Genomic DNA, 24,739 nt, shown 5'->3' on the forward strand with positions numbered 1-24,739 from the left:
TTAAGCATGAGAAAACTAGGTATAGGTATATTATGAAATACCTTTGTATGGGATTAATTAAGTTTTACAGGGAAAAAGTATTGAATAACGTAAGTGATTGATTTGAAAGAGTGTACTTAAGTAGCAATGTTTGATCACTTTTTGAACAGCGGCTGCTTTAATGATCAGTGTTAAGTCATTTAAATTCAATAACTTAAAATTGAGGCTGACAAACTCCTCGTTTCTTTATCATTTTTTCTGAAAAATTTGATTGTTGAATACTTATTCATTTTTGTTTTTTTTGAAATTTTCAGTGGATTTCTATTTAAAAACCAAAAATCCATATATAACTTGAACTTAAAAAACAAAATTCTTCTCATAAAATAATAAAACAAACTATACTTTAGTTCGGAAGAAACGGGAAATGCAACAATTTTGAATAAATTGATTGGAAACTGCATAAAAACTCATTTTTTATACGTAGCGCCCAGCTGGCCTATGTTTCGCTGCCCTTTAGGCTCAATTGAGCATAATTTCCTTAATAAAACTATGAAAATTGACATAATCAGTAAAATACTGACCCAAGGTAAGCAAACGCTATACGGCGCAATATTTTGCTTAAGCAAGGAAGAAAGGCGCGTTATTGTCAGATTAATTATACTAATGGAAAATCGATTTTCCCTAACACAGGATTAGCGCTATACCGAGCAGTGTATAAACTATTTAGGGTAAACTTTTAATCATGAGTGAGCAAAGTCGTGAACTTTTCACCTTGAATGTTGTAGTATTAATATTCTATTTATGCTTTTGACAAGGACGCCTTGTGAAACAAACCTTTTTTAATTCCCCTTTTAATAGTTCGCGTAAATCACTTGCTTATTATGCAAGCGGCATTGTTTTAATGTGTGTGCATTTATCTGCTTTTGCTTATAAGGGAGATATTGAACAAACAGTACAAGCTAACAAAAACAATTTTGCCCAATGTTTAGTTAACAAAAAAGCTCAGGCGCTAAATGCGGGGGTTTCGCAAACCCGTATAGATCAAGAGTTTCCAAAACTTCAATTTATTCCAAGAGTGATTGAGCTTGACCGCAGTCAACCAGAGTTTATTTCTACCTTTCCCAATTATTACACCAAGCGCGTAAACACTTGGCGAATTGATAAAGGCCGTGAAAAGTATGCTGAACATAAAGACTTCTTGCAAAGCTTAACAAATAAATATGGTGTACCGGGCCACTACCTTATTGCATTTTGGGGCTTAGAGACTAATTACGGCGGCTATAAAGGGAAAATGTCGACCTTAGATTCATTAGCAACGCTGGCTTGTGATGAAAGGCGCAGTAAATTTTTTACAAACGAATTTTTCTTAGCCCTACAGCTAATGGATAGCCAAAATTTAAGCCGTGAAAGTATGCAAGGTTCATGGGCCGGTGCAATGGGCCACACTCAGTTTATGCCAACTACCTATACCAATTATGCGATAGACGGTGATGGTAACGGCCAAATTGATTTATGGAATAGCGAAAAAGATGCCTTGGCATCAGCAGCAAATTTTTTGTGGCAGTTGGGTTGGAATCCTGGCCTTCGCTGGGGTCGTGAGGTTGTATTGCCCGATAACTTTGATTACACACTGGCGAATCAAAAAGTATTAACCATCAGCGAATGGAAAGCGCTCAATATTATACAAGGTAATAAACAAGCATTGCCTGAAAGTGATATTGAAGCACGGTTGCGTGTGCCTGCTGGACATAAAGGCCCTGCATTTTTAACTTACGCAAATTTTAGAACAATTATGCGCTGGAATAACTCAGAATTTTACGCCATTGCGGTTGGCCAATTAGCCAATCAGATTGCAGGCGGTGTTGGGTTATATGGAACCCTGCCTGATTTACCTAGCTTTAGTATTGCTGAAATGGCAAAGGTACAAGGTAAATTAAATCAGCTTGGTTTTGATGTGGGGGGTGCCGATGGCATCATGGGGCCAGCAACGCGTGAGGGAATAAGGCAGTATCAAGCAGCCAATCAATTGGTCGCTGATGGCTTCCCATCACCTGAAACGATTCAATCTATATTAGTTCAGTAATTAAAAAAAGGGGGCAAATTAGCCCCCTACTTTCAACATTTACTTTATATTAATACATGTGTTGCCCGCCATTAATTGACAGAGTTGAACCGGTAATAAAACTCGATTCATCATCAACTAAAAATGCAACACTGTTTGCTATGTCCTCAGGACGGCCCAAACGGCCTACGGGTATGGTTTTGATGATTTTAACCAACACATCTTCAGGTACGGCTCGCACCATATCGGTATCCACATAACCCGGCGCAATAGCATTTACGGTAATACCTTTAGCAGCATTCTCTAAAGCGAGCGCTTTTGTAAAACCGTGTATACCTGATTTAGCCGCGGCGTAATTTACCTGCCCATACTGCCCTGCTTGCCCATTTACCGAGCCCACGTTAATAATACGTCCAAAGTTTCGCTCACGCATGCTTTCAATTACCGCTTTACTGGTATTAAAGCATGACGCTAGATTTGTTTGAATTACTGCATCCCAATTCTCAAATGACATTCTATGCATGGTTCCATCACGTGTTATACCGGCATTGTTAATTAAAATGTCTACTGGCCCATAATTTTCGTTGATCTTGGCAATGGCGCTTTGCACAAGGCCAAAGTCTGATACATCAAATTTTTCAGTGGGAATACCGGTTCTTTCGCTGAATGCAGCGGCGGCGTCATCATTTCCCGCATAGTTTGCAATTACCGTATACCCTTTATTTTTTAAGGTTGTGCAGATGGCCTCTCCTATTCCCCTTGTGCCGCCTGTTACTAAAGCTACTCTTCCCATGATATTTCCCTCGTTTGCCTCTATAGTAATTAATTCAATGAATACTGCTACATTGACTCCAGTTATATCGCTTAAGCCTTTTGTAAGTAATCCTACTTTAGTATATTTAATGTACAGTTGGACTAAGGTCTTACCTTTAAATCGTGAACTAAAAGTGTGTCAATTTGATTATCTACACCCAAGAATGATTGTGTTGCTTTGAAAAAAAAGTAAACTACCGTGTTCAAAGGTAGCGAAGCTTGTTTGCTTTCGTTATTTACACACAATATTGATGGAGATCCCCTTGCGCGAAACCTACAGACTTGTTATTGACTGCCCAGACCAAGTTGGTTTAGTGGCTGCTGTATCTCAATTTTTAGCCGCCAGAAATGCGAGCATTCTAGAAGCAAGCCATCACACTGATATGCAACTCAAACGTTTTTTTATGCGCCATGAAATAGATGCGTCATCGCTTGCTGAAGGTTTAGATTCGTTGAAGGCTTCATTTAGTGAATTAGCGAGTAAGTTTGCTATGACATGGTCATTAACAAGCTCGGTTAACAAACCGAAGATGGCCTTATTGGCGAGTAAAGAATCCCACTGCCTAAATGATGTACTTCACAGATGGCATACAGGTGAACTAAACTGTGAAATATCCTGCATTATTGCTAATCACCAAAACATGCAGAAGTACGCCGACTGGTATAAAATTCCCTTTCATTTTATTGATTTCAGTAATAAAGCAGCGGCATTTAAGCAAATAGAAAAGCTACTAGAAGAATATAATATTGACTTAACGGTGCTTGCACGCTTCATGCAAATTGTACCCGATGAACTATGCCAGAAACTTGCGGGTAAAATAATAAATATTCACCATAGCTTTTTACCTTCATTTGTTGGCGCTAAGCCATACCAACAAGCCTACGACCGCGGTGTTAAACTTATAGGTGCAACTTGCCATTATGTGACAAGCACTTTAGATGAGGGCCCTATTATTGAACAGGAAGTTATGCGAATTTCGCACAGTGATAGCAGTGAAGATATGGTGCGCAAAGGAAAGCGTTGTGAAATAAATGCTTTAGCAAACGGCATTCGTTACCACATTGAAGACCGCGTAATCATTTGCCAAAACAAAACGATTGTATTTAATTAGCGGTAGCCTGCGCTACCATTAAGCTGTTTAATTTAGGCGCAGTTATTGGGCGGCTAAAGAAAAAGCCTTGGGCGAACTTGACGCCTTCGCGCAACAAGATCTTACGTTGTGCGTCGGTTTCAACTCCCTCGGCCACAACGGGCACATCAAGTGAGTCGGCTATTTTAACAATTTGAGGGATTAAACCGGCTCTAAATGCATTTTTTTCCAAGCCTATGCAAAAACTCTTATCCAGTTTTAAATAATCAAGCGGAATGCTCTGTAACTGAGATAAATTAGAGTAGCCTGTGCCAAAGTCGTCTATCGCAACCTCTACGTTTATTTCTTTAATTTTTTTAAGTGCTGCGCGAGCACTTGCACTTTTAAATGGCTCATCTTCTGTAATTTCAAAACACAATTGAAAACGGCTAGAAAAGAACTCTTTGTTTTCGTTTAACCGAGCATAGTTAGTTACGGTCAAATCATTTGGAAATATATTAAAGTTGACTTTAAATGATTCAGGCAAGCCATTTTGATGAACTAGGGCTGACATCGCCGCCTTGAAAATTCCTCGCGTAAAGGGGATCGTTAAGTTACTTTTAAACACAATGGGAATAAATTCGTCAGGCGATAAATGCCCTAATTTGTCTTTAAACCTTGCGAGCACCTCACAACCCACTATATCACCGCTTTGTAAATCTATAATTGGCTGAAATACTGGATAAAATAGTTTGTTCTTTATTCCGCGTTTTATTCGTAATTCATGACAATAATAGTGCGTAATTAATATGTGCGCTAAATAATAAAACACAACAACCGCCACTAAGATCCCCGCTATAATCATTGCAATAGTGGTACGATCAAATTGCTTAATAAGCTTATCGGCGGTGGCCACACAAAAGCCGCTGCTATTTTCGCATACCACTACGGACATTGTATCAAGGGTTTGTGGGCTATTGTGCAATTGCTGGAACAGCCCTTTTACGCCCGACATTTCAATTAAGTTTTCGGTATCTTTATAAACCCATTGCCAAAGAAACAAGGGGCGTTCTAGATGCACAGCTTCATCAGGGCTAAGCATAACATGGAAATTATCAGATTTGACTAACACCACAGGGTAGTCATTTTCAAATACAGCTACCGAATGTGCTAAAACCAATTCGTTGTCAGCAGTGAGCACAGTTCCCGTTATATCTAACTCAGTAGGCTCTCTGAGTAAGCCAATACTAGTGTTGCACACTTCTTTATTTGACTGATAAAAAGCAATCTCTTTTACATGACGGCTAGTAAAAAGTTGCTGGCGCATTGATTGTATTTTTGCTTCACTGCACGCCCCTTCACCTAAAGTAGTATTTAAATCTTGTAACTTATTGCTTGTTTCATCTGCCACAGTGCGTGCAGTTTGTAATAACTCTTGCGCAAACATGGTTTGTCTTTGTTCTGCAACATACTTTATTACAAAAATAGTTAAGCCAACTAAAAAGCTTGTGGATACAATGGAGAAGATCAAAGTATAAAAACGCTTTAAAGTAGTGCGATACATATTTACTCGCCGTAGTAGTTTTATTAAGGTAATTTACTACCATGACAGCTTTTTATATATTAATTAACATATTTTTCAGACATATAGCGACAAGCGAGCAATTATTAACCGATTAGTTTACATTTTAGCCACTTTAATCTCGATTCCGTGGTAAAACGTAAATAAAGACGCTTAAATAAGTACATAATAATAATTACATAGATAAACAAGACAGAAATCAAAAGGAATAATAATGAAGAAACCTCTTTTAGCTACGCTTTCAGTAGCGATTTTACTTGGACTCAATGCTTGCACATCAACGCAAGCGCCTTCACCTATTACACAGGCTAAAATTAATACGCAAAAAATCAACAACAATGTGCTGCTTGCCGAATTTAAAGGGCCCTACGGAGGCGTTCCCGCTTTTGATAAAATGGACTTAGCACAATTAAAACCGGCGCTTGAGTATGGTATGCAAGCATCACTCGCTGAATATCAGGTAATTGCCAACAATCCCGCTCCTGCTACTTTCGAAAATACGATTGTTGCGATGGAAAAAGCCGGTAAGGCGCTTGGTCGAGTATTTAGATACTGGGGCATATGGAGTTCAAACAAATCATCAGCAGAATTTAGGGAAATTCAGCGAGAAATGGCCCCTAAGCTTAGCGCTTACCGTTCAAAAATATCGCAAAACAAAGCACTTTTCGAACGAATTAAAGACGTATATGAAAGTGAAGAAATGGCAACACTTACCGCTGAAGAGCAGCGTATCGTGTCGAATCGCTACCATGGCTTTGTTCGCGATGGTGCCTTACTAAATGCAGAAGATAAAAAACGTTATGCCGAAATCAATCAAGAATTAGCCGGATTACAGACTAAATTCGCTAATAACGTGCTAGCAGATGAAGAAGGTTATGTGCTGTATTTAACTGAGGAACAACTCGACGGTTTATCTGAGTCATTCGTTAAATCATCTGCCAGCATGGCCTCTGAGCGTGGCTTTGAAGGTAAGTATGCAGTCACTAACTCCCGCTCATCTATGGACCAATTTCTGACCTATTCAACAGATAGAGACTTACGACAGCGCGTGTGGGAAACATATTACTCAAGGGGTAACAATGGTGATGAGAATGACAACAACGCACTCATTAAGCAAATACTAACACTACGCCATGAGCGCATAGGCCTTCTTGGCTATGAAAACTACGCCCAATGGCGTTTAGAAGATCGCATGGCTAAAACACCTGAAAACGCGATGGACTTAATGGAAAAAGTGTGGCCAGCTGCTATTGCACGAGTGGAAGAAGAAGTGGCAGATATGCAGGCTATTGCTGATGCAGAAAACGCTAACATAACTATCGCACCATGGGATTATAGATTCTATGCTGAGAAAGTCAGAAAGGCGAAATTTGACCTAGATTCAGATGAAGTAAAACAATACTTACAACTTGATAAACTGCGTGAAGCAATGTTTTACGTGGCTGGCGAGTTATTCAACTTTGCTTTCACAGAAGTACCAAGTGGCAAAGTGCCGGTTTTTCATGAAGATGTAAAAGTGTGGGAAGTAAATGATAAAACCACCGGCAAGTTCATTGGCTTATGGTACTTAGACCCGTTCGCTCGCCAAGGGAAACGCTCTGGCGCGTGGGCCACCACTTATCGTTCTTACACAACCTTTGAGGGTGAAAAATCAGTGCTCTCATCAAACAATTCTAACTTTGTGAAGGGACCTGACTCAGAACCCACATTAATTTCTTGGGATGACGCAGAAACCTATTTTCATGAATTTGGCCATGCGCTTCACTTTTTGTCAGCTACGGTTAAATATCCAAGCTCACATTCAGGTGTGCGCGACTACACAGAATTTCAATCTCAGCTATTAGAGAGATGGTTGCTTACCGATGAAGTAATTAATAATTATTTGGTGCATTATCAAACTGGCGAGCCTATTCCACAAAGCTTGGTAGCCAAAATTAAACAAGCCGCTACCTTTAATGAAGGTTTTAAAACCACTGAGTATATGTCTTCAGCAATTATGGACTTGTTGTATCACACTACCGACCCTAGTGACATTGACCCACAAGAGTTTGAGCGCGAACAACTGCGCCGCTTAAATATGCCAGAAGAAGTTGTTATGCGTCATAGAAGTACGCAGTTTATGCACATATTCTCAAGCGAGGGCTATGCAGCAGCCTATTATGGTTATATGTGGGCTGAAGTCTTAACATCTGACGCAGCCGAAGCATTCGCCAACGCACCAGGTGGCTTTTACGATAAAGAGTTAAGTGAACGCCTTGTGAAATACTTATTCTCAGTCAGAAATGCTATGGAGCCAGGTGAAGCGTATCGTAAGTTTAGAGGGCGTGATGCAAATGTTGAAGCCTTAATGCGTGACCGCGGCTTTCCTTTACCAAAAGAATAAGCAGCAGTATGAAGTAAACGCGAACGCTTGAAGTAAGAGCGTTCGTGTTATTTATGCTTTTCTATTAGGCGATGAATAAGGTTCATTGTAATCTCAATAGCGCCGCCATTTCGCAGCAAGGCTTTAGAGCCACGCTCTCCATCGAATTTAGCTAACTCTTTGTTCGTAAGCCAATGCTCTGTAGCTTCATACAGCTCGCGAGAGTTATTTACGACTGCCAATGCATTTAAGTTATGCAAATAATCACACACCATATCACTATCAAAACCAGCTGCGTTTATCATCATAGGCTTACAATTGAGTGCGCCTTGCATGCAGCTTTGACCTACAAGTGATGCATCACTCGAGCCAATAAAAGAAAGAAAAGCTGAGCTACTTAAGGCATTTAACATGCTTATACTATTGACCACTATGCAATCAGGTACATGGCTAGGGCGAAGCGATACATCAAGGGTCTTTTCGTTATTTAAGTAATCACTATATTGATAAGTTTCAAGGCCTGACGCGCGAAATTTTAGGCATACATCATCATAACTAGCTCGTGATAAAGGCACAACGACCAAACGTAAGGTGGTATGGTGCTTTTTCATCGCTAAGAAAACATTCAATAATTGCTTTTCTTCGGCTTCACTCGTGCCGGCACCTAATATGAACGTATCATTTTCAAATCCAAAGTACGATACAAATGCTTCGCCCAATACCTCATCTTTTGGATCAGGTAATATGTCAAATTTTATATTTCGAGAAATATGTAATTGAGGCTTATACATTCCAAACGCTAAGAAATTTTCAAATGACTCCCTATCAATGGTACAAATTGCATCAAAGCGGCGCAGTGTATTGCGATAAAGCCACGCATACCGTTTCGCATAACTCAACTCGCTCTGATGCATACTGGCATTTATTAGCGCGCAAGCAATATTGTTTTGGTAGCATATTTGTAATAAGTTTGGCCATATGTTTGCCCCTACTAGTAAGCTAACTTGTGGCTTTAAAGCATTAATAAATGGCTGTAAATACGTGCGTAGATCATACTCAACAATGGCGTGCTGAACTTTATTGTTAAACACATTTAATGCAAACTGTGCACACTCAACTGAAGGTGTACTCAATGTAACTTGGTTTTTTGGATACGCATTTAGCCACTCGTTCACTAAACCTTGCACTATATTTATTTCGTTAATAGAAGTGCAGTGAAGATGAATCCCCCCAACTTTTAGATTTGTATATAGTTGTGCTTTAGTATTCACGCCTAATGGCGATTTTGTTTTCTTCAGCCCTAATAGGCCTCTTAAATAAGAGAAAATTATGAATACGGTGTACAGCCAGCGAACAAAGTTTTGTCTGAATTTTTGCGGTTTAGGCTCATAAAAATTTGTTAGCATTGTAAATTGCGTAATACGCTATTTAGCAATTGTTCTTTTGAAAAAGGCTTCACCAGTACATCATTCATGCCAACCGCTAAACACTTTTCCACATCCTCTTTGAATCCATGAGCAGTTGCAGCACATATCCTTATATCCGCTATTTCTTCATCTTGATGCAATCTTATTGCCTCAGTGGCTGCAAAACCGTCCATAATCGGCATTTGGCAATCCATAATGATTAAATCAAACTTTTTGCTTTTTTCGTATAAAATGTCTAACGCTTCTTTACCATTACTTGCAAAAGTAATATTAATTTTTGTTTGGCTTAACATTTCTCGAAAAAGCACTTGGTTAATCTCGTTATCTTCAACAATCAAGGTGCTATAAGCACTTAAGTCATGTACATAAATTAATTTGTTGCTTGCTGTCCATTCCACATAGTGGTGAAAACGCTCAAGCGTTATACTTTCTAATGACACATGGGATGTTGAAACAGGCGCATTTATAAGCGTTAGCTTAGCCTCGTCATTTATTATACTGTCACAAGCGCTGTTGCTACTATTAAGAATTGGGTTTATGAGCACGCATTTTTGGCTTGCACACATTTGCCTCTGAATAGAAGCTATGCAAGTAGCAACGGGAATTTCACCACTCAAGCCTGCAATAAGTATCACCTGCCAACTAGCGTTAGCTTTCAGTTCACTGATTAGCTCAGAAACCAGCGTACATATTTTCATTCTGCACTTTTTTGTGTTGGCTTGCGCTTGCCATATATCAGCCTGTACTTCATTTGCAACTAATAGCAAAGTATCAGGTAGCGCGCCTTCAACGCTTACTTCTGCTTGTTCGTCCTTCACCTTTAGCGGCAAGGTAAACCAGAAAGTTGACCCTTTCCCAAATGTGCTCTGTAGCCCTATTTCCCCGCCCATCAACTCTACTAGTTGCTTTGAAATTGTTAAGCCTAAGCCAGTGCCTTGATGAATACGGCTAAAAGATGAATCCACTTGTTGAAACTCACTAAACAGCTTAGATGCGTCTTGTGTTTTGATCCCCACTCCTGAGTCACTGACCTCGCATCGCAATATATTATTGTCTTGGTAACGTAAAGCTAACTTTATTTGCCCTGAATCAGTAAACTTAACCGCATTTGAGCACAAATTATCTATTACTTGAGCGATTCGGCTTTTATCACCAAAAATGAAACGAGGCAAATTATGGTCAATAGAAACACTGAAGATACACGCTTTTTTCTGAGCAGCTAATTTGTGGACTTGCGTTTTATTAAATGAAAAATCAACCAGATCAAAATATGATTCCTGTAATTTTTGTGAACCTGATTCTAACTTTGCATAGTCAAGCACCTGATTTACCAAAAACAGTAAGCTTTCTGCACTTTGATTTATAAGGTTTAAATAGTGAATTTGCTCAGGCGCTAAGTCGGTAGACGACAATAACTCACCAACACCTATAACGCCTGCAATAGGCGTGCGAAGCTCATGACTCATATTAGCCAAAAAGCTACTTTTTGCTAATGCAGCCTGTTCGGCATCAATTGCCGCTTGGCGAAGATTCGTAATATCTTGTAGTGCGCCCTTTAGTTTGATTGGCTTACCATTTTTAAATTCAGCATACCCTACTGAACGTACCCATATGGCTTTGCCTTCTGCCGTAGTAAAAGGGAGTTCAAGATCAAATGACTCACCGGTTTCTATGCAGCGCTCAACGGCTGCTTTTATTGTCTCTTGGGCACTTGGTGCATAGTAACTAATAGCATCATCAATGACGACAAGTTGATTTACTGGCAATTCATGAATTTTATATATTTCTTCAGACCATATTAATTCATCAGTTAATAAATCAAGCGAATAAAAGCCTAGCTTGGCAATTCGAGCGGTTGTTTCAAGTAGCTCTGTATTATTGCGCTTTTGCATTTCTAAGCGGCGGCGATTGGTCTCGTCTTTTGCGGTAAAATAGAACCCCTGCAAAATATCTGATTCAAATACTGGTTGTAAACTAGCATTAATTTGTACCCTATCACCGCCATTATGACGCAATTCAATTTCACCACTATACGAACGCCCTTCTGATAAAGCTTCACGCAGGGAGTTTATTTGATGATTGTTATTTTCGACCAATATAAAAGAGAGAATTTTCTGACCGCTTAACTCTGTACTCGTCATGCCAGTTAAGTTAACTGCAGCTTTGTTTACCCAATTAATACAATACTTTAAATCTAATAAAAACACAGCGTCATCGCTACTTTCAGCCACATGCTTTAGGCGCTTGTTTTCATTAATTCTGCGGCTCAAATTGGCTTCACTAGCGGCCAATGATTTAGTGGTTTCATTTAGTCGAGAGGCAGGTGTGATGGTCGCTAAAACAAACTCTTCATTTTTTAGCGTTAAAGGGCGCAATCCAATACTTACATAAATTGTCTTGCCGCTTGCATGCTGGGCTGGAAAAGATGCCCCATCACCCATTGATCGCGAAAATGGCTTTTTAAAGAAAGTATCAAAATGCGCTTGATGAGCTTCTCGCATAGTGGGAATAAGTAAATTATAAAGCGGCTTCCCTAATATGTCCTCAATGGAAAAACCGAAGATTTCAGCAATAGTGATATTGCAAAACTCAACGATGCCTCGTTGATTAACTAACACCATGCCACTGGCTAAGTTATTCAATAAAACAGAAAGGTCAATATCTGCATTTGCTGCGCTAAGTGTTACACGATTTGACAAGTTAATTCCCAGTATTACGTCTAACTCTGTACTCTGCCAGTGTAATTAGCTAATCCGCTGCAAGCTAGAGAGTTATGAACAGTTGTATACTAATTTTATATTGCCCGAGTGCAAACTAGACATAAGTGTAGTTTACGACCGCTATGCATGCAATATAGCTAAAAAATGGCTCCATTACCATGGTTAAAAAACAAGCAGAAAAATACATATACCTAACAAAACTTTGAGAAATGTCGATAACAAGTATATGAAAAATTTATCTTATTAGTGATTTAAAGATGCAAATAACCGATCGTTCTCGTAACAAGTTGTTGTCGCTTTTATTGAGAACATCACAAAGCAGTTTTTTACAAATTGTTGAGTACCAGCATAAAAACAGTCAAAAGTATCAAAGTGGCCTAGATGGAGACTTATTTCATGCGCGAATTTCGCAGTTACAAAGCGAAGAGTCATTTGTTATTGAATGTGAGTTTGAGCGTGAGGGCTATAGCTTCAGTGCGAGCTCATTAAATGAAAAGCTGGTGAAACTTGAATGCTCACCACTTAACGAATACCTTAGTGAAAACAAGGATTCAGGTAGAAAAATCAAGTCAAAACAAAAACCTTTTCGTTTTGAAATATGGTTCTTTAACGCACAGCAACTTCCTCACTTCGTTCACGATTTAGCTTCTCAATCAGAAAACATTACTGACCTGTGCCATGCTGACACGCAAGAATACGATGGTGAAAAAGCACAGTCTCTTTTATCGCTCATAGCGGTAGTGCTTGATGGACTATTGCTTGTAGAGCAACATCACAAAATTACCAACGATAGCTTAACGCAATTACGCAGCCGAACCTCACTGCAACAAGAGATTGACCAACTCAGCTTAGACAACAGCGTTGCCCTTTGTATGATTCATTGCATTGACTTTCAGCAAGTAAATCGAAAATTTGGCCAAGCCCAAGGTGATCAAGTCCTTCAAGAAATAGCCCATATTATTAGTGAATACACCCGTGAAGATGATGTTTCGGGCCGCTTTGGCGGTGCGTTATTTGGTATTGCTATAGAGGCTAGTCACTTAGATGACGGTCATAAACTTGCTCTAAAATTGCAGCATGCACTGCAAAACAAACCTTATTTAAATAATGCGATTAGGCTTCACTTCAATATAGGCCTAGCATTTATTAGCCTTGAGGAATCACAGCTTGAACAAGGCGGCTCATCAAGTATTCTTATTAATAGAACAGAGCAAGCACTGAAGGCTGCACAAGGCAGTGAACTCCCAAGCATTGTGCAGTGGGAAGCTGATAAATTCAAATTAGATGAACAAGCTTTCAATTATTTAGGCGGAATATTCACCCCCGATAACGTCACAAACTATAGAAATATGCTATTGCTATGGGATATATCTTCAATAATTGCTGACGAACCGCACTTTGCAAAACTCTTAAAACAGGTGATTGAACGCCTTGCTTATACCTTTGAGTTTAACATTGCAGGTGTTGTTTCTAGCGTAAATAAATTTGATGAAAATTATGCCTATCAAGCATCCGAAACCGCCGATATTAGTGATATAGATATACGTGACAGCGAACATTTTGAAGCATTGCAAGACGGCGTAAAAACCGCGAGTGAAAATGCTCAGCACGTAGAGCTTGAAGAAAGCGGTAATAACATATTAATTATCCCCCTGGGCAACAAAACCGAAAAATGCTTCTTTGTTGCAGGGAACAAAAGCGCTTTAGAATTGAGCCACGATTCGGTCATGCTTTTTATTGGTTTTGCCCGCCAAATAGGTAAATCATTAAGGCGAAGTCAATTAGAAGATGAATTGAACAAAAAGCTTGAGCAGCAAAATGCCAAACTGGCTCAAGAACTACTTGAACTTAAAGCAGGTATGCAATCAAGTGCGCTAGTTTATCGCTCTTCGCGCATGCAAAAACTCATTGAGCAAACCCAGCGCGCCGCGCAGTCAGATACCACCGTGTTAATAACAGGTGAAAGCGGAACGGGTAAGGAAAAACTAATCAATGCACTGCATTCACTTGGCCCCAGAAATAGCCAAGCAATGGTTATAGTTGACTGCGGCTCCATTCCAGAAACACTAATAGAATCTGAGTTATTTGGCCACGTTAAAGGCGCATTTACAGGTGCGCAATCTGAGAACAAAGGAAAAATTCAAGCCGCCGCGAATGGACTACTAGTATTAGATGAAATAGGCGAATTACCGCTTTCAATGCAGCCCAAATTACTGCGCTTTGTACAAGAAAAACAATATACGCCAGTGGGCAGCAATCAAACACTCAAAGTTGACGTTAAAATAGTGGCTGTCACTAACCGTGACTTAGCCTTTGAAGTATCACAGGGAAAGTTTAGGAAAGACCTATTCTACCGTTTAAATGTGGTTAATTTACAGAACCCGCCATTGCGTGAGCGCCCCGAGGATATAGACTTACTCATCCAGCATTTTCTTAGTAAGTTTGCCAGCCAATTTGAAATAGAGAAAAAATTTGTTAGTAAAAGCACTGTTGAAAAGATGAAAGCCTATTATTGGCCTGGCAACATTAGGGAACTTGAAAATAAGTTAATGCAAGCGACCCTATTAACGACTCAGCAAGAAATTACCTTTCGTGACTTGCAACTTGAGCAACCCACTTTATCAAGCACTAGTCAGCCACAAGCAATTGACAGACCGCATTTTACGCCGTCGAACAATGCAGCAGAAATTCCGCTACACAATGAAGTATCAACATTTCGCGCACCTGCAAACTTTGAACAGGTCGAAATTACCGGTTCTGTCGACGATGTACAACTAATGGAGTGGGAAGATAGTTTTTGCCAACGAATTAGCCAAGTGCTGGAATGGATAGAAAAGCAAAATGATACGCTAGCTATAGGTAATATAATTGAGTCGACACTGCTATTTATGGCCTACGAGCGCAATGATTCACATAGTAAAGTTGCGACATTGTTGAATATTCCAGTAAGTACAGCACGCCGCAGACTTTTGAAACCCAAACTGTCTATTGGAAAGTTAGCTAATATCGGTGTTTGGCAAGGTATTATAGATTTACTGATACAAATAATTGAAAATGATTTACCTTTTGAAGCCCCCGTTGAGCTAGTAAAGCACTTAGTGGCTAAACAAATTTTGCTACGCTATTCAACAAACATGGGGCTTGCATCGGAATTAATGGGGGTGAGTGAGCCAACTATGTACAAGCTACGCAAAATAGTGCTTTAACACGCTGCAGTTTATCACTTCAATAAAATCACGCTAAATTGCTAGCGGATAATTACCTTAACATCACCGTTTTCAATTGTTGATTCTAAATTAGGTACTAAGGTATTTAGCTTACTAAACGGTAGCTCATGATCAGCTTCAACTATACCTGACCACGTATTTCTGCCCGCTTCTTTTGATTTGTATAATGCATGGTCTGCTAATAAGTGCACTTGGTCCCAACTTACTGAATGCGGCGCACGATGAGTAAACGGATACAAAGCAAAACCGAGTGAAGCAGATAAACTAAAGCGCCGAGCTAATCCAATATCAAACTGATAATCTGCAATAGATAATCGAATGTTTTCGGCTACTTGTTGGGCATGATTTAAGTCATTTACCCTGGCCACAATTAGATATTCATCGCCACCCCAGCGCACTACAATATCTTCATTTGTACACTGTTCTTTCAAAATACTGGCTACCTGCTTAATTACCTTGTCACCGGCTTCATGACCGTAATTATCGTTAATTGGTTTGAAGCCATCAAGGTCAAACATAAGCGCCATAAGTCTAGGACCTGACACACACGACATAGTGTCATCCAAAATAGATTCTGAGAAATCATATAGGATGTTTTCCAGTTTTTCGCCAATATGCTCATCTAAATACCGGCGGTTATGTAAGCCTGTCATTTGATCGGTTATACTAGCCTGAAATAGCTGCTCGTTGAGCTCTTGAAGCTCAGTGGTACGCTCATTGACTTCCTGCTCTAGCCGTTTCTGGTATCTCGTTTGAGCATTCTCTTTCCGTTTATAATGTAAAAGAACCCAGCGGACAAACACCATTACAAGAAAGAAATAAATAATATACGCCCACCACGAAAACCAAGGCGCAGGATGCACAATTAGCTGAATACTTTTACCCTTCTTATTCCATACGTCATCACTGTTGGAGGCCATCACTTTAAAAGTGTACTTGCCTGAAGGTAAATTTGTATATGAAGCGCGTTTTACGTCGCGTACTTCTATCCAGTCTTGGTCAAAGTTTTCTAGCTTGTACTTGTAGCGATTTTTCGCCGGTGCGGTGTAATCAAGTGCGGCAAATTCAATTCCTATTAAATAGTCAGTATATGCTACTTCAAGTTGCTCTTTATCATTTAGCTGAGAGGCTATACTACTTACATTGTTTAAACGTTGAAAATTAGTGAATTCGATATTTGGCTCAACGGGGTTAGCTTGTATATTGGATGGATGAAAACGCGTGATTCCATTTATGCCCCCAAAATACATAAAACCGTTGTGGTCTTTAAAATACGAACCTGAGTTAAATTCATTTTCTTGAAGCCCGTGCTCTTTCGTATATATCAAGGCTTGCTTAGTTCTGCGATTAAGCTTTACCATCCCTTTATTCGTTGTAAGCCACAAAAAGCCGGCTTCGTCCTCTAAAATACTATATACCACATCGCTTGGGAGTATGTTGCCAGTGTGAAACTTCTCAAACTCTATTCGTCCGCTTTCAATATTAATGTGAGAAAGTAAATTTAAACCACCGCCTTGGGTGCCTACCCAAACATTGTCGTCACTATCAGGTAAAATAGACCATATAAAATTACTGGCTAAGCTGCTCACCGAACTTTCATCTTGTTGGATTCTAAATACGGTACCTGTTTTAGGCACCAACACATTTAGGCCCGCTACCGTACCAATCCAAATGCGCCCTTCTTTGTCTTCATGTAAGACTATAACCCTGTTGTCACTTAAGGTTGATATATCAGCTGGGTCATGAGTGTATCGCACAAACGAATCTGTTTTAGATACATATTGACTCAAACCTCCACCATAGGTACCAAACCAAATTGTCCCGTCTTGCGCTTTTATAATTGCAGTAATACCCATTTCGCCGATGGTGCTTGGGTCGTCAGGGTCGTGCCTATAGTATTTGTATTGCTTAGTTTTTGGATTGTATTTTGTAACACCATCAGTTTGGTGACCGAACCAAACCTCTTCATCGCTCACCCACAAAATTGACATCACATCACTTGCCTGTAAACCATCATCAAATTGGCTACCGGGGCGTTTTATTGGCAATTGCTTAGTTGTATTGGTATCTAACGAAACAATATCAACAGATTCAAAGTTTCCTACATACATTTCATTTTGTAGAGATACTGCAATAGCCGTAATGTTATTGTCAGATAATTCCCCTCCTTGGAGAGCATCTTTAAAATAGTGCTCAAATTGAGTCGTGCGCGTATTCCATTTCATCAAACCCACAAAAGAACCAAGCCATAAAACACCGCCGTCGTCAGGATACAGGCTCCAAATTTTGTTGTTATCAAACTTTGCATTTTCAATTGCTTGCAGGTGCTTTACAAATTTACCGCTTAACTGATTTTGGTAATACAATCCCTTCTCAGTGCCCACCCAAGGTCTTCCCTGCACATCTTTTGTTATAGTATTTAAACTTTCATTATTGACTAATGACTCAAGTTTTATAGTGGGCGATTCGTCCTGCTTAACTGGCTGTTTTAAGTCTAGCGTATACAAACCAAAGTGGTGTGTACCTATCCATAATACTTGCTCATCGTCTATAAATAATGACTTTATAAGTGAATGCTTATCACCTCGTACATCATTTATGTGTGAATCAACAAAAATTAGCTGCTCTGTTTGCGTGTCAAATTTTGCTAAACCATATTTAGAAGTTCCTAACCATAAGTTTCCAGCAATATCTTCTGCCATAGCTAGCACGTTTACACTATCGCCATCACCAGTTAGAAAATTAAACGGCATAAAACGCTGCTCTTCATGCAGATATTTATTCAAGCCTTTTTGCGTTGCCACCCAAATAGTATTGTTTCGAGCGCTTATTACTGCATTTATAGCTTTGTGATTTAGACCCACATTATGATGATTCGGGATAAACCTTGTAAATTTTTCGCTGCTTGGGTCAAATCTATTCATCCCGTTTTCTGTTGCTATCCATAAATAGCCTAACTCATCTTCAGCAATAGACTTAATCCAAGCATCGGAAATTGAATCGGGATTGTTTATTTCGGGTTTATATATAGTGTACGAGATTCCGTCGTAGCGATTTAGTCCTTCTTGAGTGCCAAACCACATATAGCCTTTAGAATCTTGAAAAATAGATAGCACACTTTGTTGTGATAAACCTTCGTCTATATCGATGCTTTCGAAACGGATATTGGAAGTCTCAGCCAATGCCCTAGGCATAAAAATAGTGAGCACCACTAATATGGCTAGGCAAAAGTCTAATGAGGATTTACGATGATGTCGAAAGGGCATTCTTTGTCATAGTTAGCAAGGGCATAAGTCTATATCGTCAGCAAGATTAAAATCTTAATAAAAAGACCATCACGAGGATGGTCTTTTTATTGTTCAAGTTGTTAAAGGACTACCTAATTCCAGCCATCCTCTTCCATATCAATGGCAATCGTTGGGTCAATAGGCTCTGGGTTCAGGTCGGCTGATTGTAGATTCAGTACACCCGTTTCGCCCCAATGAGAACCTTGCAATAGCATGGTTTCTTTACTCCAGTGTGCACCTAATAAATCTACAATATTTTTACTCCAGTGAGCGCCTAACAAATTTAAACCTTTTCCTGCTGACCAATGTGCCCCTTGCAAACCAATCATAGCGTTCGACCAGTGACTGCCTTGTAGATTAAGAATTCCACCATTTAAGCTTTTAATATTCTGACTCAATACGCTCGAGCCCCAGTGTGAACCTTGCAAATCAAAAACACTGCCCTTCCAATGAGCTCCTTCTAAGCTAACTTCACTGTTTTGCCAAAAATCGCCCTCGCTTAGAAAAGTACCGTCATCAAGCTCAATGTAAGGTACACCATCGTTATCTACTCTGGCCGGGCCGCTAAAGTGGTTAGCGCCGGCAAGGTCTTCGTCAATATTTAGATTTGTGTTTGCGCAACCCGTTGCAATACTGGTTACCGCATCATATGCGTTAACTAGTCCGGCTCCTTGTTGAAATGGGCTGTAACTCAATGTTTCGCCATTATTAGCCGCTTTTGCAGAGGCTATAATACGGCACTTCACGTCATCAGGTGAAATATATGGATCGCTTGATACAATAAGTGCCGCAATTCCAGCTACAACGGCAGATGCTTGAGAGGTACCCGAAATTTCAGTGTAGTTCTCACCCTTTTTGCTTAGTTTCATTGCCTTTCTAAAATATCTCTCGTCCATTTTAGACGCTATATTCGTGCCATAGGCAACGACTTCAGGTTTAATGAAACCTTCTACCGTAGGCCCCTTAGAAGAGAATGTTGCTATGCGATCATCACTTAGGTCATATGGTGTTGAGGCATCAGTAACTGCGCCTACAGTTAGGATATAAGGATTATTACCAGGCACTGTAATACCAGCATCTTTGCCATTGTTACCGGCAGAGCTCACAACTACCACACCAGCATCCCATAGTCGCATTACAGCTTGGTTGATTGGGTCATTCCAATAATGGCTATCAACGTCTGCACCCAATGACATATTCAATACTTTTATTTTATATCTGTAGCGGTTGTTATAAACCCAGTTAAGTCCATCAAGAACCGTTGAATAGCTTGACTCACCATCACTATTAAAAGCTCTTACCGAAAGCACGTTCACATCGGGTGCGATACCGTTATAGTTACCTTCATCATCTTGTAGACTTGATGCAATAATCCCCGCAACATGTGTACCATGACCATTTGTATCGTCATTGTAATAATAAGTTTTGCGACCACGAATCGCGTCATATTTTACCGCTACTCGCTGATATCCGCGCGTATCTTTAAAAAGAAACTGCCCAATTTTTCCGCCCATGTTGCTACCACTATCAATAATAGCAACGGTAACACCCTTACCCGTTACGCCTTTATCATGCAGAATATTTGCACCCGTTTGTTCCGCAATTAAATTATTAATTTGAAACTTTTTAAGCTGCTGTACAGCAACTTCATTCATACCCATGGTCATAACAGTTCTGTCATCTTGTACTCGTATACCGCCAATGGCTCTAATGGTGGCAACCTGAGAAGGCGTTAATATTGCGCTGACAGCGTTAATAATAGGAAACTCACGGCTAACATCCCCCCCAACATTACTTACTACCGCATTTAAGTGGTTTGAGTTAGCACCTTGTAGAATATAAGATTTTGCAGGATCAGAAACATTAAGGTTGGTAGTGGCTTTTTCTTCAGTCGCGCTTTGCTGGCTATAATAAGCAAAGACAATAACTACGAAAACTACTAGGCTGCTTACGAACTTCATTTAACTACCTCAATACATCATTGGACTCTATTCTGAATCTCCTATTAGCATTAAACATGCCAGAATTTTTTAAATCATAAACCGTTGATTAAGAATGACTTTATTTGGGTCACAGTGTTTCAGAAGTCATCACTTAACAATTGAACAATTCAGTTTTTAACTTAAGTATTCTATTAAATAAATGAACAGTGCTAATTTTAATTTTTAAAAAATGAACTGCGCATTACCTTAACGAACATTGACTTGAGAAAATTATCATTAAGCCGATAACCCCTAACAAATGAATCACTTATTTAAGGTCTAAATGTTTTTATATGCGCTTTAATTACACGAGTATATTATTAGTCTTGCTAGCAATCAGCGTAATTTATTCGGTAAGCGTGATGGTATTAGAAAACGATACATATAAGGAATCTGCTATTCCTAATATTGGAGAGCAATATGGTAAGACGGATGATTCACCCTCAACATCGCACTCTGATCAAATGCGCTCTGCAGTGGTATCAGCAAATAGCAGTGCACACAAACCCGTATCATCAAACATCAACAAGAAGTCTTTACCTCAATTTATGTTAGTAGGTTTGTATATTGATGCTGTTGAAACCCGATCATTGGCACTTATTTCATTTAAAGGCGAGCTATATGAGTATTCATTAGGCGATTACATCTTAAATACGCATATGCAGTTAAACGCCATACAAAGTAATGCAATTGAAGTTAAATTTAACGATCAAATTTATATAATTGAACTTACCGAACCTAATTTACTAAAAGATAAAATGCCCAGTGAAATTAAGACTCGAGAAGAATTGCTAAATATGACACCTCAAGAAATAGGCTCTCGCCCACGTATTATTGAGCACTTGGCTATTTTGATTCCTACGCCATTTATAGCTGATGGTGTACTGGTGAAGCCTGGCCTCAACCCTGCTTTGTTTGCGCAGGCAGGCTTTCAGGAAGATGATGTGCTTAAAACTATAAACGGCAAAAGTGTAACGGTTGAAAATGAATTTGAACTGATAAAAGAAGAGTTAAAAATGGCGCATACACTAGAGTTTACGGTAATGCGAAAAGGTCGAATGATAACGCTTTATCTTGATATTCCCTCAGAGGCGCTAAAAATAAAATAAATCACAATTTAAGATAATAAAAAAGGCGCTTATTACTAAGCGCCTTTTTTCATTTGCATATTATGCAGCTAGAAAAGCTTAAGTTTACACTCGTGCTTTTTCTAGTACGTCAACTAACATCCAAGTCTTAGACTTAGACAAAGGACGACATTCAGTGATAGACACTAAATCGCCTTCGTTGCAAACGTTAGCTTCGTCATGTGCGTGTAACTTAGTAGAACGTTTAATAAACTTCCCATAAATAGGGTGTTTAACAAATCTTTCTACAACAACAGTAATGGTTTTATCCATTTTGTTGCTTGACACACGGCCTTGAACTGTACGAATTTTCTGTTCAGTCATTATTTATCAGCCTTTTGAGTCATGATTGTTTTTACACGTGCGATGCTACGACGTACTGTTTTAAGTTGGTCAGTTTTTTCGAGTTGACCGGTAGCGTGTTGCATACGTAAATTAAACTGCTCGCGAAGCAAGTTAGTTAATTCAGTATTCAACTCTTCTACACTTTTTTCTCTCAGTTCAGTCGTGTTCATTACATCACCGTCCGAGTTACAAAGGTTGTCTTAAATGGTAACTTTGCAGCTGCTAAAGCAAAAGCTTCACGTGCAAGTTCCTCTGGCACACCTTCCATCTCGTATAAAACGCGTCCTGGTTGAATTTGGCAAACCCAGTATTCTACGTTACCTTTACCTTTACCTTGACGCACTTCTAGAGGCTTCTCAGTAATTGGTTTATCAGGAAACACACGGATCCAAATTTTACCTTGACGTTTTACATGACGAGTCATGGCACGACGTGCTGCTTCAATTTGGCGAGCGGTCATACGACCACGACCAATAGCTTTTAGGCCATAGGTGCCGAAGCTTACTTTACCACCGGCAATAGCAAGTCCACGGTTACGACCTTTATGCATTTTACGAAATTTCGTACGCTTTGGTTGTAACATGATTAGCCCTCTCGCTTAGTGTTGCGGCCTTTCTTTTTAGGTGCTGGTGCTGGTTGTTCTTGCACTAATGGCAATCCACCAAGAACCTCACCTTTAAAGATCCAAACCTTAACACCAATGATTCCGTAAGTAGTTAACGCTTCTGATGTTGCATAATCAATATCAGCACGGAATGTATGCAAAGGTACACGACCTTCACGATACCATTCAGAGCGAGCGATTTCTGCGCCACCTAAACGACCACTTACTTCAACCTTGATACCTAAAGCACCTAAACGCATTGCATTTTGTACTGCACGCTTCATAGCGCGACGGAACATAACACGACGTTCTAACTGGCTAGAGATAGAATCTCCAACTAGCTGTGCATCTAGCTCAGGTTTACGAACTTCGGCAATATTCACCTGTGCTGGCACGCCAGCAAGCTTGGTGATGTGATTACGTAGCTTTTCTACATCTTCACCTTTTTTACCGATTACTACACCAGGGCGAGCAGTGTGTACAGTGACACGTATGCTTTTAGCTGGGCGTTCGATTACGATTTTAGAAAGTGACGCATTTTTAAGTTCTTTTGTCAGATACTGACGAACTTGATGGTCACTGTATAAGTTATCGGCATATTCTGCTGTATTAGCGTACCAAGTAGAGTTCCATGGTTTGCTGATACCCAGGCGTATACCGGTAGGATGAACCTTCTGTCCCATTATCTACTCCTAGTTATCCGCCACAACCACAGTTATGTGACTGCTACGCTTAAAAATACGATCAGCACGGCCTTTAGCACGTGTCTTAATACGCTTCATAGTTGGGCCTTCATCAACAAAGATTTTAGCTACTGACAATTCGTCAATATCTGCGCCTTCGTTGTTTTCAGCATTAGCGATCGCTGACTCAAGAACTTTCTTGACTAGCGCTGCGCTTTTCTTTGGGCTGTAAGCCAGCACTTCAAGTGCTTTCTCAACGTGTAACCCGCGAATCTGATCTGCTACCAAGCGTGCTTTTTGCGGCGACGTACGAGCAAAACGGTGTTTAGCTAAAGCTTCCATTTTTATCTCCCTTATCGTTTCGCTTTCTTATCTGCGACATGGCCGCGATAAGTACGCGTTGGAGCAAATTCGCCCAACTTATGGCCAACCATCTCGTCACTGACAAATACAGGAACGTGTTGGCGACCGTTATGGACTGCAATGGTTAAGCCGATCATATCAGGGCTTATCATGGAGCGACGTGACCAAGTTTTAATTGGTTTCTTGTCGCCCTTTTCCAATGCAGCTTCTACCTTCTTCAGCAAGTGCAGGTCAATAAAAGGACCTTTCTTGAGAGAACGTGGCATGGTGAATCCTCGCTTTTACTTGTTACGACGACGTACGATAAGTTTATCGGTACGCTTATTACTTCGGGTTTTCTTACCTTTCGTAGGAACACCCCAAGGGCTTACTGGATGACGACCACCAGATGTACGACCTTCACCACCACCGTGTGGGTGATCAACCGGGTTCATGGCAACACCACGAACAGTTGGGCGAATTCCGCGCCAGCGGTTTGCACCGGCTTTACCTAGTGAACGAAGCATATGCTCAGAGTTACCCACTTCACCGATAGTTGCACGGCAGTCAGATAAAACTCTACGCACTTCACCCGAACGCAAACGTAAAGTCACATAAGTTCCTTCACGCGCTAAGATTTGTGCATAAGCACCAGCAGAACGTGCAATTTGAGCACCTTTGCCTGGCTTCATTTCGATCGCATGCACTGTTGTACCAACCGGCATGTTACGCATTGGCATAGCGTTACCTGCTTTGATTGGAGCATCAGCACCAGATTGGATTGCATCGCCTGCTTTAGCACCTTTAGGCGCAAGCATATAACGACGCTCACCGTCTGCATAAAGCACAAGTGCAATGTTCGCAGAGCGGTTTGGATCGTATTCTAAACGCTCAATTTTAGCTGGAATGCCATCTTTGTTGCGTTTAAAGTCAATTACACGGTAATGATTCTTATGACCACCACCAATGTGACGAACGGTAATACGACCGTTGTTGTTACGTCCACCAGACTTGCTGTTTTTTTCTAGTAAAGGTGCGTAAGGCGCTCCTTTATGTAGATCAGGGTTGATTACCTGAACAACATGACGACGACCAGCAGAGGTTGGTTTAGCTTTTAATAATGGCAT

Annotated in this window: 18 protein-coding genes; 5 read left to right on the top strand and 13 right to left on the bottom strand. The window is 40.1% G+C overall.

Features of this window, described 5'->3' with window-relative positions; translation table 11 throughout:
• The first annotated feature begins 802 nt into the window (after positions 1–802).
• Positions 803–2,062: a lytic murein transglycosylase gene (locus ACOI22_RS13220; RefSeq protein WP_420672589.1), complete on the top strand. Its 1,260-nt coding sequence runs from the start codon at positions 803–805 to the stop codon at positions 2,060–2,062.
• A gap of 49 nt (positions 2,063–2,111) precedes the next feature.
• Here ACOI22_RS13220 and phbB read toward each other — a convergent pair whose 3' ends face one another.
• Positions 2,112–2,834 (bottom strand): acetoacetyl-CoA reductase, encoded by a 723-nt coding sequence (gene phbB / locus ACOI22_RS13225; protein ID WP_420672590.1) that lies wholly within the window; start codon positions 2,832–2,834, stop codon positions 2,112–2,114.
• 283 nt (positions 2,835–3,117) lie between these two features.
• Between phbB and purU the strand changes: the two genes are divergently transcribed.
• On the top strand, positions 3,118–3,966 hold the full coding sequence (gene purU / locus ACOI22_RS13230) for a formyltetrahydrofolate deformylase (RefSeq protein ID WP_420672591.1): 849 nt from the start codon (positions 3,118–3,120) through the stop codon (positions 3,964–3,966).
• Here purU and ACOI22_RS13235 read toward each other — a convergent pair.
• A complete protein-coding gene (locus ACOI22_RS13235) occupies positions 3,959–5,488 on the bottom strand; it encodes an EAL domain-containing protein (protein ID WP_420672592.1) in 1,530 nt (509 codons plus the stop codon). The genes purU and ACOI22_RS13235 overlap by 8 nt on opposite strands.
• 232 nt (positions 5,489–5,720) lie before the next feature.
• Between ACOI22_RS13235 and ACOI22_RS13240 the strand changes: the two genes are divergently transcribed.
• Positions 5,721–7,889, top strand: a complete 2,169-nt coding sequence (locus ACOI22_RS13240) for a M3 family metallopeptidase (RefSeq protein WP_420672593.1) — start codon at positions 5,721–5,723, stop codon at positions 7,887–7,889.
• Between the two features lie 47 nt (positions 7,890–7,936).
• Here ACOI22_RS13240 and ACOI22_RS13245 read toward each other — a convergent pair whose 3' ends face one another.
• Both ACOI22_RS13245 and ACOI22_RS13250 read right to left on the bottom strand, forming a co-directional pair.
• The gene (locus ACOI22_RS13245; protein ID WP_420672594.1) at positions 7,937–9,274 is read right to left on the bottom strand and encodes a 3-deoxy-D-manno-octulosonic acid transferase; all 1,338 of its coding nucleotides are present in this window, start codon (positions 9,272–9,274) and stop codon (positions 7,937–7,939) included.
• Positions 9,268–11,994: an ATP-binding protein gene (locus ACOI22_RS13250; RefSeq protein WP_420672595.1), complete on the bottom strand. Its 2,727-nt coding sequence runs from the start codon at positions 11,992–11,994 to the stop codon at positions 9,268–9,270. The genes ACOI22_RS13245 and ACOI22_RS13250 overlap by 7 nt, the downstream gene beginning before the upstream one ends.
• Positions 11,995–12,272: 278 nt before the next feature.
• On the opposite strand from ACOI22_RS13250, the gene ACOI22_RS13255 reads away from it, so the two are divergent.
• The gene (locus ACOI22_RS13255; protein ID WP_420672596.1) at positions 12,273–15,221 is read left to right on the top strand and encodes a sigma 54-interacting transcriptional regulator; all 2,949 of its coding nucleotides are present in this window, start codon (positions 12,273–12,275) and stop codon (positions 15,219–15,221) included.
• A 41-nt stretch (positions 15,222–15,262) separates the two neighbouring features.
• On the opposite strand, the gene ACOI22_RS13260 is transcribed toward ACOI22_RS13255, so the two are convergent.
• Both ACOI22_RS13260 and ACOI22_RS13265 read right to left on the bottom strand, forming a co-directional pair.
• A complete protein-coding gene (locus tag ACOI22_RS13260; protein WP_420672597.1) occupies positions 15,263–18,508 on the bottom strand; it encodes a two-component regulator propeller domain-containing protein in 3,246 nt (1,081 codons plus the stop codon).
• A gap of 113 nt (positions 18,509–18,621) precedes the next feature.
• Positions 18,622–20,490: a S8 family peptidase gene (locus ACOI22_RS13265; protein ID WP_420672598.1), complete on the bottom strand. Its 1,869-nt coding sequence runs from the start codon at positions 20,488–20,490 to the stop codon at positions 18,622–18,624.
• Positions 20,491–20,804: 314 nt separating this feature from the next.
• Here ACOI22_RS13265 and ACOI22_RS13270 point away from each other — a divergent pair, with 314 nt between their 5' ends.
• The gene (locus tag ACOI22_RS13270) at positions 20,805–21,620 is read left to right on the top strand and encodes a hypothetical protein (RefSeq protein ID WP_420672599.1); all 816 of its coding nucleotides are present in this window, start codon (positions 20,805–20,807) and stop codon (positions 21,618–21,620) included.
• Between the two features lie 84 nt (positions 21,621–21,704).
• Here ACOI22_RS13270 and rpsQ read toward each other — a convergent pair whose 3' ends face one another.
• The 7 genes from rpsQ to rplB are packed head-to-tail and all read right to left on the bottom strand — an operon-like array spanning position 21,705 to position 24,739.
• On the bottom strand, positions 21,705–21,962 hold the full coding sequence (rpsQ, locus tag ACOI22_RS13275) for a 30S ribosomal protein S17 (RefSeq protein ID WP_420672600.1): 258 nt from the start codon (positions 21,960–21,962) through the stop codon (positions 21,705–21,707).
• Positions 21,962–22,153, bottom strand: a complete 192-nt coding sequence (gene rpmC / locus ACOI22_RS13280) for a 50S ribosomal protein L29 (RefSeq protein ID WP_420672601.1) — start codon at positions 22,151–22,153, stop codon at positions 21,962–21,964. Before rpmC ends, rpsQ begins: the two co-directional genes overlap by 1 nt.
• A complete protein-coding gene (rplP, locus tag ACOI22_RS13285) occupies positions 22,153–22,566 on the bottom strand; it encodes a 50S ribosomal protein L16 (protein ID WP_420672602.1) in 414 nt (137 codons plus the stop codon). Before rplP ends, rpmC begins: the two co-directional genes overlap by 1 nt.
• A gap of 2 nt (positions 22,567–22,568) precedes the next feature.
• Positions 22,569–23,270: a 30S ribosomal protein S3 gene (rpsC, locus tag ACOI22_RS13290; protein WP_420672603.1), complete on the bottom strand. Its 702-nt coding sequence runs from the start codon at positions 23,268–23,270 to the stop codon at positions 22,569–22,571.
• A gap of 9 nt (positions 23,271–23,279) precedes the next feature.
• Positions 23,280–23,612: a 50S ribosomal protein L22 gene (rplV, locus tag ACOI22_RS13295; RefSeq protein ID WP_420672604.1), complete on the bottom strand. Its 333-nt coding sequence runs from the start codon at positions 23,610–23,612 to the stop codon at positions 23,280–23,282.
• Positions 23,613–23,623: 11 nt separating this feature from the next.
• Positions 23,624–23,899: a 30S ribosomal protein S19 gene (rpsS, locus tag ACOI22_RS13300; RefSeq protein WP_420672605.1), complete on the bottom strand. Its 276-nt coding sequence runs from the start codon at positions 23,897–23,899 to the stop codon at positions 23,624–23,626.
• 15 nt (positions 23,900–23,914) lie between these two features.
• Positions 23,915–24,739 (bottom strand): 50S ribosomal protein L2, encoded by an 825-nt coding sequence (gene rplB, locus ACOI22_RS13305; RefSeq protein WP_420672606.1) that lies wholly within the window; start codon positions 24,737–24,739, stop codon positions 23,915–23,917.

Source organism: Glaciecola sp. 2405UD65-10 (genome assembly GCF_048820975.1).
Classification (GTDB): domain Bacteria; phylum Pseudomonadota; class Gammaproteobacteria; order Enterobacterales; family Alteromonadaceae; genus Glaciecola.

Excerpts from the sequence above, each read along its gene's own strand:
- phbB (WP_420672590.1), bottom strand. The coding sequence starts at position 2,834 with ATGGGAAGAGTAGCTTTAGTAACAGGCGGCACAAGGGGAATAGGAGAG.
- ACOI22_RS13235 (WP_420672592.1), bottom strand. The coding sequence starts at position 5,488 with ATGTATCGCACTACTTTAAAGCGTTTTTATACTTTGATCTTCTCCATT.
- ACOI22_RS13240 (WP_420672593.1), top strand. The coding sequence starts at position 5,721 with ATGAAGAAACCTCTTTTAGCTACGCTTTCAGTAGCGATTTTACTTGGA.
- ACOI22_RS13245 (WP_420672594.1), bottom strand. The coding sequence starts at position 9,274 with ATGCTAACAAATTTTTATGAGCCTAAACCGCAAAAATTCAGACAAAAC.
- ACOI22_RS13255 (WP_420672596.1), top strand. The coding sequence starts at position 12,273 with ATGCAAATAACCGATCGTTCTCGTAACAAGTTGTTGTCGCTTTTATTG.
- ACOI22_RS13260 (WP_420672597.1), bottom strand. The coding sequence starts at position 18,508 with ATGCCCTTTCGACATCATCGTAAATCCTCATTAGACTTTTGCCTAGCC.
- ACOI22_RS13265 (WP_420672598.1), bottom strand. The coding sequence starts at position 20,490 with ATGAAGTTCGTAAGCAGCCTAGTAGTTTTCGTAGTTATTGTCTTTGCT.
- ACOI22_RS13270 (WP_420672599.1), top strand. The coding sequence starts at position 20,805 with ATGCGCTTTAATTACACGAGTATATTATTAGTCTTGCTAGCAATCAGC.
- rpsQ (WP_420672600.1), bottom strand. The coding sequence starts at position 21,962 with ATGACTGAACAGAAAATTCGTACAGTTCAAGGCCGTGTGTCAAGCAAC.
- rpmC (WP_420672601.1), bottom strand. The coding sequence starts at position 22,153 with ATGAACACGACTGAACTGAGAGAAAAAAGTGTAGAAGAGTTGAATACT.
- rplP (WP_420672602.1), bottom strand. The coding sequence starts at position 22,566 with ATGTTACAACCAAAGCGTACGAAATTTCGTAAAATGCATAAAGGTCGT.
- rpsC (WP_420672603.1), bottom strand. The coding sequence starts at position 23,270 with ATGGGACAGAAGGTTCATCCTACCGGTATACGCCTGGGTATCAGCAAA.
- rplV (WP_420672604.1), bottom strand. The coding sequence starts at position 23,612 with ATGGAAGCTTTAGCTAAACACCGTTTTGCTCGTACGTCGCCGCAAAAA.
- rpsS (WP_420672605.1), bottom strand. The coding sequence starts at position 23,899 with ATGCCACGTTCTCTCAAGAAAGGTCCTTTTATTGACCTGCACTTGCTG.
- rplB (WP_420672606.1), bottom strand. The coding sequence starts at position 24,739 with ATGCCATTATTAAAAGCTAAACCAACCTCTGCTGGTCGTCGTCATGTT.